The 13,897-nt window shown below is 75.3% G+C and carries 16 protein-coding genes and 1 pseudogene; 2 read left to right on the top strand and 15 right to left on the bottom strand.

What is annotated here, in order from left to right; translation table 11 throughout:
* Positions 1–17 precede the first annotated feature (17 nt).
* The 7 genes and pseudogenes from WCD58_RS33715 to WCD58_RS22385 form a co-directional block, all read right to left on the bottom strand.
* Positions 18–209: pseudogene (locus WCD58_RS33715) on the bottom strand (DUF6247 family protein); the annotation flags it as partial.
* A 41-nt stretch (positions 210–250) separates the two neighbouring features.
* Positions 251–619 carry a nitrile hydratase accessory protein gene (locus WCD58_RS22360; RefSeq protein WP_337705287.1) on the bottom strand — a complete coding sequence of 123 codons (369 nt, stop codon included), beginning with the start codon at positions 617–619 and terminating at the stop codon, positions 251–253.
* Positions 616–1,209, bottom strand: a complete 594-nt coding sequence (nthA, locus tag WCD58_RS22365; RefSeq protein WP_337705288.1) for a nitrile hydratase subunit alpha — start codon at positions 1,207–1,209, stop codon at positions 616–618. The genes WCD58_RS22360 and nthA overlap by 4 nt, the downstream gene beginning before the upstream one ends.
* A complete protein-coding gene (locus WCD58_RS22370) occupies positions 1,206–1,895 on the bottom strand; it encodes an SH3-like domain-containing protein (RefSeq protein ID WP_337705289.1) in 690 nt (229 codons plus the stop codon). Before WCD58_RS22370 ends, nthA begins: the two co-directional genes overlap by 4 nt.
* Positions 1,896–1,974: 79 nt before the next feature.
* The gene (locus WCD58_RS22375) at positions 1,975–2,448 is read right to left on the bottom strand and encodes an MSMEG_0572/Sll0783 family nitrogen starvation response protein (RefSeq protein ID WP_337705290.1); all 474 of its coding nucleotides are present in this window, start codon (positions 2,446–2,448) and stop codon (positions 1,975–1,977) included.
* Between the two features lie 79 nt (positions 2,449–2,527).
* Entirely contained in the window at positions 2,528–2,797 is a 270-nt protein-coding gene (locus WCD58_RS22380; RefSeq protein ID WP_337705291.1) for a hypothetical protein, read from the bottom strand.
* Between the two features lies 1 nt (position 2,798).
* Positions 2,799–4,145, bottom strand: coding sequence for an FAD-dependent oxidoreductase (locus tag WCD58_RS22385; RefSeq protein WP_337705292.1), 1,347 nt, complete (start codon positions 4,143–4,145; stop codon positions 2,799–2,801).
* Positions 4,146–4,283: 138 nt separating this feature from the next.
* Between WCD58_RS22385 and WCD58_RS22390 the strand changes: the two genes are divergently transcribed.
* On the top strand, positions 4,284–4,886 hold the full coding sequence (locus tag WCD58_RS22390) for a helix-turn-helix domain-containing protein (protein WP_337705293.1): 603 nt from the start codon (positions 4,284–4,286) through the stop codon (positions 4,884–4,886).
* On the opposite strand, the gene WCD58_RS22395 is transcribed toward WCD58_RS22390, so the two are convergent.
* From WCD58_RS22395 to WCD58_RS22425, 7 genes are read right to left on the bottom strand one after another with little or no spacing between them, the layout of a single operon-like run.
* Positions 4,817–5,575, bottom strand: coding sequence for an oxamate carbamoyltransferase subunit AllH family protein (locus WCD58_RS22395; RefSeq protein ID WP_337705294.1), 759 nt, complete (start codon positions 5,573–5,575; stop codon positions 4,817–4,819). The genes WCD58_RS22390 and WCD58_RS22395 overlap by 70 nt on opposite strands.
* The gene (locus tag WCD58_RS22400) at positions 5,572–6,969 is read right to left on the bottom strand and encodes a YlbE family protein (protein ID WP_337705295.1); all 1,398 of its coding nucleotides are present in this window, start codon (positions 6,967–6,969) and stop codon (positions 5,572–5,574) included. The genes WCD58_RS22395 and WCD58_RS22400 overlap by 4 nt, the downstream gene beginning before the upstream one ends.
* Positions 6,966–8,477, bottom strand: coding sequence for an argininosuccinate lyase (argH, locus tag WCD58_RS22405; RefSeq protein WP_337705296.1), 1,512 nt, complete (start codon positions 8,475–8,477; stop codon positions 6,966–6,968). Before argH ends, WCD58_RS22400 begins: the two co-directional genes overlap by 4 nt.
* Entirely contained in the window at positions 8,474–9,472 is a 999-nt protein-coding gene (locus WCD58_RS22410; protein WP_337705297.1) for a 1-aminocyclopropane-1-carboxylate deaminase/D-cysteine desulfhydrase, read from the bottom strand. Before WCD58_RS22410 ends, argH begins: the two co-directional genes overlap by 4 nt.
* On the bottom strand, positions 9,469–10,806 hold the full coding sequence (locus tag WCD58_RS22415) for a class-II fumarase/aspartase family protein (protein ID WP_337705298.1): 1,338 nt from the start codon (positions 10,804–10,806) through the stop codon (positions 9,469–9,471). The genes WCD58_RS22410 and WCD58_RS22415 overlap by 4 nt, the downstream gene beginning before the upstream one ends.
* Positions 10,791–11,705, bottom strand: a complete 915-nt coding sequence (locus tag WCD58_RS22420) for a DUF7714 family protein (RefSeq protein WP_337705299.1) — start codon at positions 11,703–11,705, stop codon at positions 10,791–10,793. The genes WCD58_RS22415 and WCD58_RS22420 overlap by 16 nt, the downstream gene beginning before the upstream one ends.
* Entirely contained in the window at positions 11,702–12,490 is a 789-nt protein-coding gene (locus WCD58_RS22425; protein WP_337705300.1) for a phosphosulfolactate synthase, read from the bottom strand. Before WCD58_RS22425 ends, WCD58_RS22420 begins: the two co-directional genes overlap by 4 nt.
* Before the next feature lie 64 nt (positions 12,491–12,554).
* Between WCD58_RS22425 and WCD58_RS22430 the strand changes: the two genes are divergently transcribed.
* Positions 12,555–13,532, top strand: a complete 978-nt coding sequence (locus tag WCD58_RS22430) for an AIR synthase related protein (RefSeq protein WP_337705301.1) — start codon at positions 12,555–12,557, stop codon at positions 13,530–13,532.
* Between the two features lie 5 nt (positions 13,533–13,537).
* On the opposite strand, the gene WCD58_RS22435 is transcribed toward WCD58_RS22430, so the two are convergent.
* Entirely contained in the window at positions 13,538–13,891 is a 354-nt protein-coding gene (locus WCD58_RS22435; RefSeq protein WP_337705302.1) for a hypothetical protein, read from the bottom strand.
* Positions 13,892–13,897: the final 6 nt, after the last annotated feature.

A 13,897-nucleotide genomic window follows, 5' to 3' on the forward strand; every position in this document is an offset into this window, starting at 1 on the left:
GAGACGAGGCGGTACACCTACCAGCCCAGGTGCTCCCGAATGAGCTCCCGCTGAACGTCGATCGAGGTCCCCGACGGGTTGTGCCCGGTTCGCAGGATCTCCGCGGCCTTGTCGAGCACGGCCTGGTACGCACCGGGCGACCGCGACTCGAGGTAGACCGTGTGTCGCCGTTTGTTGATCAGGGCGTGGACCTCCGCGAGGTCCTGGGACTCCGTCGCCCGTCCAGACGTCCCGGCGCCGTTCCGGCGAGCTAGTGACCGTGCCCGTGCCCGTGCTCGTCGTCACGGTGGTCGTGGCCGGCCGGGCGGGCGGCGAGCTCCACCGAGCGCGCGACGACGTCGTCACCGCCCAGCGCGCCGCCGTCGACCAGCACGTCCTCGAGGGCGTCGAGCCAGCAGGCGTAGTAGCGGAACTCCGGGTCCTCGAGACCGCGTTCCGCCTCCCACGCCGCGATGCGCGCGACGAGGCGGTCGCGCAAGGCGTCCCAGGTGAATGCGCCGGCCTCGGACAGCGACACCGCCATCCCGAACGCGCGGCTCTCCCACGGCTCGGCGAACACCAGCTCGCCGTTGCTCCGTGGCGGAGCGGCCGGCCCCGCGGTGTCGAGCACCGTGCTCACGGCGCCGCCACCACGGCCACACCCACCATGGCGTCGCGGGTGACGAGCGGCGTGAGCGCCTCGGCGTCCCAGCCCTCGGTGCCCGCCGGACGCTGCGGGAGCACGAGGTAGCGCACCTCGGACGAGGAGTCCCACACCTCGATCTTCTTGTCGGCGGGGACGTCCAGGCCCATCTCGCGCAGCACCGTGCGCGGCTCGCGCACCACCCGCGCGCGGTAGGCCGGGTCCTTGTACCAGCTCGGCGGCAGCCCCAGCACCGGCCACGGGTAGCACGAGCAGAGGGTGCAGACCACGACGTGGTGGACGTCGTCGGTCTGCTCCAGCACGACGATGTGCTCGCCCTGCGGGCCACCGAAGCCGAGCTCCTTGATCGCGGACGTGCCCTCGGCGAGCAGGCGCTCGCGGTACTCCGGGTCGGTCCACGCCTTCGCGACCACCTGCGCGCCGTTGAGCGGGCCCACGTCCTGCTCGTAGGTCTTGATGAACTTGTCCATCACGGCGGGGTCGATCAGCCCCCGCTCCACCAGCAGCGACTCCAGCGCCTCGGTGCGCTGCGCGGGCTCCGGACGACGAGGAGGGGCGTCGGTCACCGGTCAGCCTCTTTCTCGGAGATCTTGGCAAGGTACGACTCGAACAGATCGACGTGCAGGGTGAACGGCTCGGCGTCGTCACCCCAGAGCTCGGTGGACGGGAAGCCGACCGTGTAGACGTACTGCGGGTTCTCGCCCCGGAACACCGCGTGGGTGTCGGGCAGCAGGTGGCCCGGGCGCACCGCGGTGATCGTGCCGCGGCGGCCGCGCACGTAGCCGGGGAGCTTGGAGGGGCCCTGCGGGCGCGGGGTGCTCGTGGTGCGCACCGCGTCGCCCACGGCGAAAGCCGGCGGGCCCTCGATCTCGCGCAGCGAGCCCGGCCCCGTCGGGGCGTAGTCGGGCTTCTGCGGCTCGGGGAACGCCGGCTCGTCGACGTCCTCGCCGGCGAGGCGGCGCGCCCGCGCGTCGACCGCCCCGGGCGCCAGGATGCTGCTGTCCTGCAGCATCAGCTCCGCGGCGTTGAGCCAGCGGCCGTAGTAGCCGTCGGCGAGGTAGGAGACGGGGTCGAGGCGCTCGAGCGCGTAGCGGAACGCGTCGAGGTTGCGCCCGGAGATGCGGCCCATGGTCAGGACCGTCATCGCGAAGCTGCGGCCCTCCCACGGCTCGCCGAACGGCGGCTCGTCGGGCGTGGGCACCTTGGCCGGGCCCCACCCCGGCGACCCGCCCATGTCGGCCAACGGATCCACGACAGCTCTCCTCACTCGTGACGGCGCGCCGGCGGCAGCGGGGCGGGCGGCGCCGTCGGCGCCGCCCCCTCGCCACCGGTCAGACGGTCCAGGTCTGCATCACGAGCGCACCTTCGCGCCGCGCGGTGAGCTGGGCGTCGAGGACGTCCAGCGGGTTGATCGGCTTGACGCCCTCCATCATGTCGACCTCGCGCATCCCGTACAGCATCGCCGCCGAGAAACGGCACGCGTAGACCTTGCCGCCCTCGTTCATGAAGGTCGTCAGCTGCTTGTTGTAGCCCAGCGCCCCGGGGAACGCCTCGTCGCCGACCTTCGGGAAGCCGCGCGACGCCGACGCCATCAGCGAGCCCGGTCCGAACAGCACGATGCTGGTGTCGAAGCCCTTCCGGTTGACCCGGGTGGCGGTCAGCATGTTGACCAGGCCGACCGAGCCCTCGAAGGGCACCGTGTGCATGAAGATGTAGGCCTTCTCGCCCTGCTCGGCCTGGATGTCGTCGAAGACCTTGTCCTCGTAGTCGACGATCGCGTCGCCGGGGCTGACACGCTCACCCACGATCTGGACCACTGGTACCCCTCGTCTCTGTCGGTGTGGTGCTGCCGGCGGGTGGGTCCCGCCGCTGTCGGGTGGGCCGTCAGACGGCCGGGTCGCGGGGCGCCGGTGGCGGCGCCCACGTCTGGCGGTGGCTGCCGGGCATCGCGCGGAGGATCCGGTGCCGCAGGGGCCACGGCAGCGCCCGGTAGACCGGCGCGAACACGCGCAGCCAGGCGAGCTCGAGGGGCCCGTGCGGGCGGCGCGGGCCGCGGGTGCCGGGGTAGCGGCGCGCGAGCTGCTCGTGGGCGCCGACCATCAGGTAGTGCTGGGAGTTCTCGCGCAGCCACCGCGAGAAGGAACCACGCGCCATGTCAGAGCTTCCCCGCCTTGCGCAGCTCCTCGAGCCCGTTGGTGGCGGCGACGACGATCGGCTCGTTGAGCGCCCCGATCGCCGGCGAGTAGACGTTCTCCATGGTCGACAGGTCGTGGAAGGTGAAGCCGTGCTTGACGGCCATCGCCAGGAAGTCGGCGCGCTCCTTGATGCCCTCCTGGCCGACCATCTGCGCCCCGATGAGGCGCAGGCTCCCGGGCTCGGCGAGCAGCTTGACCTTCACCGGCTTCACGCCCGGGTAGTAGCGCGCCCGCGAGATGCCCTGCGCCTGGCCGAGCACGTAGGGGATGCCGAGCGCGGTGGCGGTGGTCTCGCCGAACGAGGCGCCGCCGATGACCCACTTGCCCGCCGGCGTGCCCCACGGCACGTAGACCGCCTTGTAGGCCCGCGTGCCGCCGCCGGCGTTGGTGCCCGCGGTCTTGCCCTGCGCGTACGCGTGGCTGCCGGTGAGCCCCTGCAGCGGCACCCGCGTCAGCCCGTGCGGGACCTCGACGGCGTCGCCCGCCGCGTAGACGCCGGGCACCGAGGTGGCCATCCGCTCGTCGACGATGATCCCGCCCGTCGACCCGATCTTCAGGCCCGCCGCGGCGGCGAGGCGCGCGTTCGGCGTCTTGTGGGTCGCGACGACGACCAGGTCGCAGGGCAGCTCGCCCTCTGAGGTCGCGACGGCGCTGACGTGGCCCTGGCCCACGAAGCCCTTGAGCGTGGTGTTGAAGTGCGCGACCACCCCGAGCTCGCGCCACGACTCCTCGACCGGCGCCATGATGTCGGCGTCGGCCATGTCGGCCAGCGGCCACGGGTTCGGGTCGATGAGGTGGGTCTCGATGCCGCGGTGCGCCAGCGAGGTGGTCATCTCCACGCCCAGCGGCGTCGCGTGGACGACCACGGCGCGCTTCACGGAGTCGAGGACCTTGTCCCACTCCATCGCCGCGCGGATGTTCTTGACGTAGTAGAGGCCCTCGAGGTCGCCGCCGGGCACGCCCGGGTCGGCGTACTCGAACCCGGTGGCGACGATCAGCGTGTCGTAGCCGACGGCGCCCTCGCCGGCGACCTGCACGGTGCGCGCGGCGGTGTCGATGCCGGTCGCCGTCGTCTCGTAGTGGACGTCGATGCCGACCGAGACGTACTGCTCCTTGGTCGCGAGGAACAGGCGCTCGAAGTCGGGAATCTCCTGCCCGTGCACGTACGGGATGCCGCACGGGCTGTACGCGACGTCCTCGAACTCGGTGTAGACGACGACCTCGGCGTCCGGGTCCGCGGCCTTCACCCCACCCGCGGAGCCCAGGCCGGCGGCACCGCCGCCGATGATCACGGTCTTGTGCGGCACGCGGACCCTTTCTCCGGAAGCCCTACGATGCGTGGCTGCGAGCCGGTCGACGGCGCGCGCCGGATCCGACAGGATGTCCACCAAAGTTGATGCGTGTTGACCATACTGACCGCGTCGTGGGTGTCAAGGAGTAGCGCCATGGCCCGATCAGCAGCCGAGCCCTCGGACCCGGCCGCGCCACCGCCGGCCTGGGAGTCGGTCGTCGACGCGATCGGCCCGAAGGTGCGTGACCTGCGACAACAGGCGGGCCTGTCGCTCCAGCAGCTCGCACGCCGCGCCGACGTCTCAGCCGCCGCGATCCACAAGGTCGAGCGCGGCGACATGGTCCCGACGATCACCACGCTGCTGAAGCTCGCGGACGCGCTCGAGCGGCCGATCGGGCACTTCGTCGGCGACGAGGCGCCCACGGCCGTCGCGAGCGTCGTGGCGGCGGGCGCCGGTGCCGAGGTCCGCGACGGCGGCACCGTGCGCACCGCGATCACCGCCGCGCCGGAGCGCTTCCGGGTCGGCGGGGCCGCGGTGGTCGTCGAGGCGGGCGCGGAGGGCGCGTCCGGCGGCCCGCAGGCCGGCGAGGAGCTCGTGCACCTGCTCGACGGCACGCTCGAGGTCGAGGTCGCCGGCGAGCGCCACGTCCTGGGCGCCGGCGACACCGTCCAGTTCCCCGCCGACCGTCACACCCGCTGGCGCAATCCGGGACCGGTGGCGGCGCGCGCGGTCTGGCTGACGACCCGGGGCAGCTGAGCGAACCCCAGCGCCATGCCGGCGCCCAGGTGCCGGCCGGAGTCGGCGCCGAGGCGGTGCAGGCGGGCCAGGGCGCGTCCGGCACCGGCGCGGTCGCCGGCGGCGACGGCGTGCAGCCAGTCGTGCGCGGGCGCCACCGACTGCCCGCGGGCCGCCCACGCCAGGAAGGCGCGCGAGACCTCGGTGGTGCGGACGGCCCCGGTCAGCGCGACCAGCCGCGCCTCGTCCGCGCCCGCGGCCCACGCCACGAGCACCGCGCCGGCGAGCACGTCGTCACCCGCCGGCGTCAGGCCCGGCCCGCGCCCGCCGACGGTGGCGGCGAGGTCGTCGAGGGTCTCGGTGCGCGCCGCGGCCTCCACGATCTCGCCGGAGATCAGCGCCTTCCGGGCGAGAGCGCTGTCGACCAGGGTCCCGGGCACCGTGCCCCGCCACACCGCCCCGGGCCCGCGCAGCGCCCACCGCTCCCCCGCGAGCCGCGGGCCGTCGCCGGTGACGTGCTCGCCGACCCGGCACGGCGGCAGCGCCGCGCACCGGACGTGGATCGGCCCCGGGTCCGCGTCGGGTGCCACCAGCGCGACCAGCGATCCGTCCAGTCGCAGGTAGGCGGCCTTCCGGTGCACCGACACCACCCGCCCGCTCACGGGACGGCGCAGGAGCTCCGCCGCGCCGATCCCGGCGTCGACGATCATCCGGCCAGCGCGTGCAGCGCCTCGACGAAGCACGCCGGCGGGGCCGTCGCCACCCCCGCGCCGACCTGGCCCTGGCCCGACGAGGCCGCGAGGATCCCGGTGTTGACCTTGGGGGTGACGCCCGTCGCCACCACCTTGCGCAGGTCCACCCCGATCGGCGTCCCGGCGAACCTCGCGGCGGGCAGCGTGAAGCGGCTGCTCGACCCGACACAGATGCGGCGGAACGCGTCGGTCGCCGCGGCGGCGTCGGCCATCGAGCCGCCGAGGAAGGCCGCGACGGCCGGCGAGTTCGCCGCGGCCGGCCCGCCGAGCCCGACGAGCTCGAGCACGGCGCTGTCGCCGATGTCGGGCGCGGCGTCGTCGGGGCCGAGGCCGGAGTAGTAGAGCGCGTCGCCGACCGGGGGCGCGGCCGTCGTGTACCAGCGGTCCGACCCCGGCAGGCGGATGCCGAACGTCGTGCCGTTGCGGGCCATCGAGGTGACGATCGAGGAGCCCGGCACCCGCGAGGCCCACAGGGTCAGGGCCTTCGCCGCGGCCATCGCCGGGGTGAGGAAGAACAGGTGGTTGCCGGCGAGGAAGTCGGCGAAGGGGGCGCGGACGTCGTCGGGCAGCGCCGCGACGTGCCCGAGCCACGTGCGGGCGAGCAGGTTGGTGGCCGCCTGGGTGCGCATGTGCAGGTCGTCGCCCATCGCGATGCCCTGCGCCGCGACGGCCAGGATGTCGAGCGGTCCGGAGCGGGCGAGGACCGTGGCGAGGGCGGGGCCGGCGACGTCGCGCAGCAGCCGCAGGCGCGCGATCGCCGCGTCGGTGTCCCGGCCGAACCACGGCACCTCGCCGGGGCCCTGGTTGATCGGCGCGAAGGCGCGCACCGGCTCGTCGCCGTCGTCGGGGGTGAGGTCGACGACGAGGACCGGCGCGCTCGGCCCGATCGCGCTCGCCATCGGGACGACCGTGTCGTGGTGGTTGGCGGGCTCGAGGCGGACCTCGCCGCGCGCGAGCAGGCCGTCGGCCTCCCCGACGTCGGCGGCCCAGCCCTCGGCGACGGTGGCGGCGCGCATCGACCGGCGCAGCGGGTCGCAGGCGTGCTCCCAGTCGACCGCCGGGCCGCAGTGCAGCAGCATCCGCCCGCCGACCCCGGGGACGACCTCGTCGGCGCGGCGGACGGCGGTCAGGAACGGCACGCCGGTGTCGAGGCGGCGCAGCACCTCGGCGTTGGCGACGTCGATCGCCGGGTCGGCGTACAGCCGGGTCAGCGCGCGCACGGCGTCCGGGTCGCCGCCGGCGGGCGGGCGCCAGTCGACGTGGGTGACGGTGCCGCCCTGCGCGCGGACGGCCTCGGCGAACATCGGCAGGCCGACGTTGACCACCGCGATCGCGTCGGGCAGGACTGTCATCGGGTCTCCTCCATCTCGGGGCTGGTGGCGGCTCGGACCGCGCCGAGCAGCGCGGTCTCGGCGCCGTCGAACGCGGCGAGGCGCTCGCGGGCGCGGGCGTCGAGGTCGTCGAGCTGCTCGGTGAGCGCGGCGGTCATGCGCGCGACGGCCGCGGGCGCGGCGCCGCCCTGCGCGTCGCGGGACAGCACGATCCGCCAGGGGTCGAGGGCGTCGGTGAGGTCGGTGCCGGTGAGCCCCAGCGCGTGCCCGGTGTGCTCGACGGCCGCGCGGTCGAGCATCTCGCCGGTGATCTCGACGCCGGGGACGCCCGCCGTGCTCGCGTTCCGCACCGCGCGTCCGACGACGAGGTAGGCGGTGCGGTAGTCGACGTCGCAGGTCTGCACCAGGTGCTCGGCGAGGTCGGTGGCCTGGCTGTAGCCGCCGCGGACCTCCTCGGCGAGCCGGTCGGCGTTGACGCGCAGGGTGCGCACGACGCCCGCGGCGAGCCGGGTGATGCGCAGCGCGAGGTCGAGCGCGCGCGGTACCTCGCCGTAGGCGTAGATGAGGTTGTCGCTGCGCGCCGACGGGCTCTTGCTCACCGCGAGGAATCCCGACAGGCGCCCGATGAGCACCCCGGAGGCGCCGCGGATGATCGAGAGCGAGTACGGGTTGCGCTTCTGCGGCATGAGCACGCTGGCGCGGGTGAAGCCGTGGTCGAGATCCACGTAGTCGAACTCGGACGACGACCAGATCTCCAGGTCCTCGGCGAGCTTCGACAGGTTCGACACCAGGCTGGACGCCACCGCGAGCACCGAGATCAGCCCGTCGACCTGCCACATCGCGTCGCGGGTGTGCTCGATGACGCCGTCGAACCCGAGCGCCTCGGCGACGAACGCGCGGTCGTCGAGCAGGCGCGTGCCGTTGACGCACCCGGCGCCGCCCGGGCTCGTGTCGACCCAGTCGAGCTCGGCGAGCAGCCGGTGCCCGTCGCGCACCGTCGAGTAGACGAACGAGAGCAGGTAGTGCGCGAACGTCGAGGGCTGCGCGTGCTGCAGGTACGTCTGGTCGGGCATCACCGTCTCGGCGTGCTCCTCGGCGCGCGTCACGGCGGCGCGCCCGAACCGGACGGCCTCGGTGACCAGCTCCGCGATCTGGTGCCGGACGTGCAGGCGCAGCGCGATCCGCACGGCCTCGCGGCGCGGGCGCCCGGCGTGCAGCCAGCCCGCGACGTCGCCGAGCTGCGTGACGAACCACGCCTCGCGGGAGTTGTAGGGCTCGCCGAGCTCCGGGTCGTACGGGAACTCCTCGGCCGGCGTGGCCTGCGCGACCAGCAGCAGTTCGAGCAGCGCCCGCTGCGCCGCCGGGGGCACGAGGCCGCGCCGGGACAGGTCGAGCACGTGCGCCATGTCGGCGAGGTTCAGCCCGCGGTGCAGGAACGGGGCGTCGGCGTTCTCGAGCGCGAACCCGGACGCGACGAGCTCGGGCGCGGGGCCGCCGACCGGCGGGCCCTCGTCGCGGTGTGCGCTCACGGTGCTCCATCTGTCGTACGTGAGTGGTTGTCGCCCCTATAGGGGAGGAAACCGCTCACGTGGGAGAGGGCGGACACGAGGCCGCCGGTGGACCAGAGCAGGGTGGGGCCGGGGTCGGGGCCGGCGTGCCGGACGTGCTCGATCGCCACCGCGGCCGCCTTCGCGCCGTAGGTGTCGTCGAGCAGCACGCCCTCGGTGCGCAGCACGAGGTCGGCGGCGGCGCGGTCGTCCGGCGACGCCACCCCGAACCCCGGTCCGCGGGCGTCCACGATCGTCAGCTGCTCCCCGCGCGGGGGCGGGGTGCCGAGCAGCGCCGCGGTCTCCCCGGCGAGGGCGAGCACCTTCGCGGTGATCTCCTCGGGCGGCCGGCTCACCGACGCCCCGAGCACCGGCCAGCCGACCTCCGCCAGCCCCGCGAGCAGCCCGGCGACGCTGCCCCCGGAGCCGACGGGGATGACGACGACCGGCGCCCGGGGCTCGACCCACTGCGCGACGACCTCCGCCGCGGCGCACGCGAACCCCGTCGCCCCCACCGGCGTCGACCCGCCCCGCGGCACCGCCAGGGGACGGCGGCCCCGGCTCGCCAGCTCCCCGCCGAGCCGCTCGACCTCGCCGTCGACCCGGCCGCGCTCGTCGGAGCCGAGGGGACGGATCCGCGCCCCGGCCGCGCGCGCCAGCGCCAGGTTCGTCGTCGCCCGGAGAGCGTCGTCGTCGCCCCACACCACCAGCTCGCAGTCCAGCCCCGCGACCCGCGCCGCCTGCGCCGCGGCGGCGACGAAGTTGGAGTCGGGCCCGCCGCCGGTGACCAGCACGTCGCAGCCCCGCGCCCGCGCGTCGCCGAGCAGGTGCTCGAGCGCGCGGACCTTGTTGCCCGCCACCCCGAACCCGGTGAGGTCGTCCCGCTTGAGCCACAGCGGCCCGCAGCCCAGGGCCGCGCGCAGCCGGTCGGCGCGCACCAGCGGGGTCGGCAGGACGCCGAGCGGGAGGCGGGTCACGACGCGCCCCGCCCGCGCGCCACGACGGCGTCCACCATCGCCACGGCGACCCGGTCCGCCGGGCGCGCGAGCCAGCCCCGCACCTCGTCGCGGCTCGCGACGCCCCGGGCCTCCAGCTCGTCCGCGAGGTCGCCGCCGCCGCGCAGCAGCGACTGGAGCAGGTCCTGCGCGGCGTGCTTGCCCAGCCGCGGGGAGAGCGCCGCGAGCACGCGCTCGGAGCCCAGCCGGTCGCCGTGGCGCGCGAGGTTGGCCGCCATCGCGTCGGCGTGCACCTCGAGCCCGTCGACGAGCCCGCGCGCGAGCGACAGCGCGGTGCCCACGAGCAGGCACACCTCGGGCAGCGCCGCCCACTCCGCCTTCCACGCGCGCCCGTCGCGCTCGTGGGCGGCGACGACGCCCTCGAGCAGCACGCCCGCCGACGACCGCGCCAGCCGCGCGAGGGTGTCGAGGTGCTCGCTCGCCTCCGGGTTGCGCTTGTGCGGCATGGTGATGCTGCCGACGGCGGTCGGGGTGGTCGGCTCCGCGAGCTCGCCGATCTCCGGGCGCGCCAGCTCGTAGACCTCGCCGCCGATGCGGGCGAGCGTCCCGGCGATCATGGCGAGCACGCCGCCGAACTCGGCGACGCGGTCGCGGCTCGTCGTCCACGAGATCCCCGGGTCGCCCAGCCCCAGCTCGGCGCAGAACGCGGCGCGGACCGCGAGGGGGTCGACGCCGTCGTCGTCGTGGAACGCGAGCGCGCCGACGGCGCCGGCGAGCTGGCCGACCTCCCAGCGCGGGCGGCCCTCATCGAGGCGCTGCGCGTGGCGGCGCAGCTCGTCGGCCCAGGACGCCGCCTTGAGCCCGAAGGTCACCGGGGCCCCGGGCTGCCCGTGCGTCCGCCCCGCGATCGGCGTGGCCCGGTGGGTCGCGGCGAGCGCCAGGACGCGCTCCTCCACCGCCCGCAGGTCCCGGCGCACGATCGCCCCGACGTCGCGCATCACCGTGCCGAACCAGGTGTCGGTGACGTCCTGCACGGTCGCGCCGACGTAGACGTGCTCCCGCGCGCTCTCGGGCAGCACCGCCTGCAGGCCCCGGATCAGCCCGAGCGTGGAGTGCGAGGTCGCGCGGGTCTGCGCCGCGACCTCGTCCCAGTCCAGCTGCTCGACCCGCGCCACGCGGGCGATCTGCTCGGCGGCCTCGGGCGGCACGATCCCCGCCCGCGCCTGGACCCGCGCCAGCGCGACGAGGACGTCGAGCCACGCCTGCCAGCGGCCCTCCTCGCCGAGCAGCGCGGTGAGCTCCGGCGTGGTCCAGAGGTGGGCGTAGACGGGCGAGTCGGTCAGGCGGGCGACCACGACGGCTCCTCCCGCCGCGCGAGGCGGCCGAGGGCCTCGCGGACGTGGTCGAGCGACGACCCCCACGGCACCGACACCCACCGCGTCGCGCCGTCCGGGCCCTCGACGGTGCCCTCCGCGATCTCCTCCTGCTGCAGGCAGCACTTGGTGAGCACGGCCCCGGGGCCCTCGGCGCCGAGCGCGGCCAGCGGGCACGTGTCGGCGCCGGGGGCGTCGCGGCCGTAGAACCAGCGGTGGATCTGGCGCGAGCGCTCGCAGCCCAGCAGCGTCCAGTCGGCCTCCGGGGGCCGTTCGTCGAGGTAGGACACGTCGGCACCGGGCACCTCGCCCCCGCCGCCGCGGCAGGGCAGCAGGTAGTGCGGCGCGGGATGGGCGGCGGCGAGGTCGGCCAGGTCGACGGCATGCGGGGTCAGCGTCATGGGCGGGAGGTCCTCGCTGAGCTCCAGCACGCGGCGGGCCTGGTCGGCGAGCTTCGCGGGCCGTGGCGGCACCACCTCCCGCACGGTGATCTCCAGCGGGCGCGGGTCGAGGATGAAGTTGACGTGCTCGTAGCGGCCCTGCACCACGACCGCGCGCGCCGCCGGGACCTCGGCCGCCGCGGCCGCGAGCAGGGTGGGCACGCCGGTGTCGAGCTCCGGGCGGTGCAGCAGGACCGTCTCGTCGGGGCCGGCGAGCAGCCGGACGTCGACGATCGGGCTGAACAGCTCGTCTTCGCCCGCGCGCGTCACGGCGAGCAGCGCCACCGGCCCGTCGTCGGAGTCGGGCCGGCGCACGACGAGGAACCGTGTCTTCCAGTACGCCTCGCGCCCGAGGTAGCGCTCCCGCAGCGTCGCCTCGTCGTAGGGCAGCGGCGCGCGGGCCACCGCGACACCGCGGTACCGCCCCGGCACGAGGTTCATCGGCCGAGCTCCGCGGAGATCAGGGCGCCGACGGTCGCCTCGGCGGTGTCCGAGCGCAGCCCCAGGCGCAGGGTCTCCAGGCCGAGGACGTCGTCGAGGGCGATGTTGCCGAGGTTGACGTCGGGGCCGAAGCGGCGCACGAACCACGCCTGCTGATGCGACCGCGGCGCCTCGAACACGAGGTGCGCCGGCCCGACGGCGTCGGCCAGGGCGTCGACGACGTCCTCGCGCACGCTCCCGTCGGCGTCGAAGATCCCGACGGTGCCGCTCTGCCGGCCCTCGGCGACGACGAGGTGCGCGCCGGCGTCCCGGTCCGCGGCGGCCTCGTCGCGCCACTGGTCGAGGGTGTGCTGCTGGTCCGGGTCCTTGGCGCCGACCTCGGTGATCACCGCGAACCGGTCCGCCGCCTGCCGCACGAGCGCCCGCTTGTCGTCGACGGTCATCGGCACCGTCCCGCGGGAGACCTCCACGTGGCGGAAGCCGACCCCGTGGGCCCACTCCAGGCACTTCTCGGCGACGCCCTGCGCCCACGCGATCTCGAGCAGCGTGCCCCCGAGGCAGGACGCGACCCCGTGCCCGTCGAGCACCGCGATCTTCTCGGCGATCCGCGGGTCGACGTACGCGGTGCCCCAGCCGGTCTTCCAGATGTCGACGAACGCCCCGGCGCCGCCGAGCAGGTCGGCGGCCGCGGCCGGGCTCACCCCGGGGTCGAGGACGTGCGTGAGCCCGGTGGAGCGCGGCGGGGACGACCGCTCAGGCAGCGTCAGGAAGCTCGGGGTCGCCATGAGCCGATGTTAGATCACATAATGGATGGACAACTACTATCGATGACGACGGGACGTGACCCCGGTGCTCCCTGCCGCAGCCCCTCCGCACGGCCTCGAGGCGCTCGCCCACCGCGTCGCCACCCACCCCGGCACGCGCGGGAAGGCCGCGATCGGCCTGGTCAGCGAGGTGTTCGGCGGTGCCGACTGGCTGCGCGGCCCCGGGGACGACGGCGCCGTGGTGGAGACCGCCGGCGGGCGCGTGGTCGCCTGCGGCGAGGCGCTGTGGCCGCCGTTCGTGGCCCGCGACCCGTGGGGCGCGGGGTTCGCCGCAGTGCTCACCAACGTCAACGACGTCGCCGCGATGGGCGCCGAGCCGCTGGGCATCGTCAACACGGTCAGCGCGTCGGAGGGCCACGCCCGCGCCGCGCTCGAGGGCATGAAGCGCGCCTGCGCGCTCTACGACGTCCCCGTGCTCGGCGGGCACCTCACGAGCCACGACGGCGAGCCGTCGGTGTCGGCGTTCGCGCTGGGGTCGGTGGACACCCCGCTCTCGGTGACCCGCGTGGCGCCCGGTCAGAGCCTCGTCGTCGCGGCCGCCCTCGACGGCGCGATGCGCCCGGACTTCCCGTTCTTCCCCGCCTTCGAGCAGCGCGGGCAGCGGTGCGCGGGCGACGTGCGGGTCCTCGCGGCGCTCGCGCGGGACGGCGCGGCCGTCGCCGCCAAGGACGTCAGCATGGCGGGCCTGGTCGGCTCGCTGGCGATGCTGCTCGAATGGGGCACGTTCGGCGTGGAGGTGGACCTCGACGCCGTCCCGACGCCCGCCGGGGTGGACGCCGGCGACTGGCTGACCTGCTTCCCCAGCTTCTGCTTCCTGCTGTGCGTGCCGCCGGGACGCGAGGGCGACGCCGTCGCGCCGTTCCACGCCCGCGGCCTCGAGGCCGCCGTGGCCGGGCGCATCGACGGCACCGGGCAGGTGCGCCTGCGCCGCGGCGACGAGACGGCCACCGCGTTCGACCTGACCCGCGAGGGCCTCACCCGCCTCGCGCGCGACGACCGGTGACCACCTCAGAGGGCGCACCGGGCGGCGGTCACCGGCACGCCCCGCAGGGCCACGTCGGCGGCCAGCGCGAACAGCCGCAGCACGCGGTCCGGACAGCGCCACACGTGGTCGGACGCGAAGTCGAGCCACGCCTCCGGCGACAGCACGTCCTCGCCGGTGTAGTCCAGCTCGCCCCAGGTCACGGCGATCTCGAGGAGGTCGAGCACGGCGTCGGGGTCCGACTCCACCGCCAGCAGCCGGTCGTGGTGCGCGCTGCGGCGCAGCGTCGCCGGGCAGCCGCACCGCACGGCACCGAGCTCCCCGGAGCCCGTCGGCGGCGACAGCGGGACGACGACGTCGCTGGCGACGGAACGGGCCATGATGAC

This window comes from Actinomycetospora flava (assembly GCF_037400335.1).
Classification (GTDB): Bacteria; Actinomycetota; Actinomycetes; order Mycobacteriales; family Pseudonocardiaceae; genus Actinomycetospora; species Actinomycetospora flava.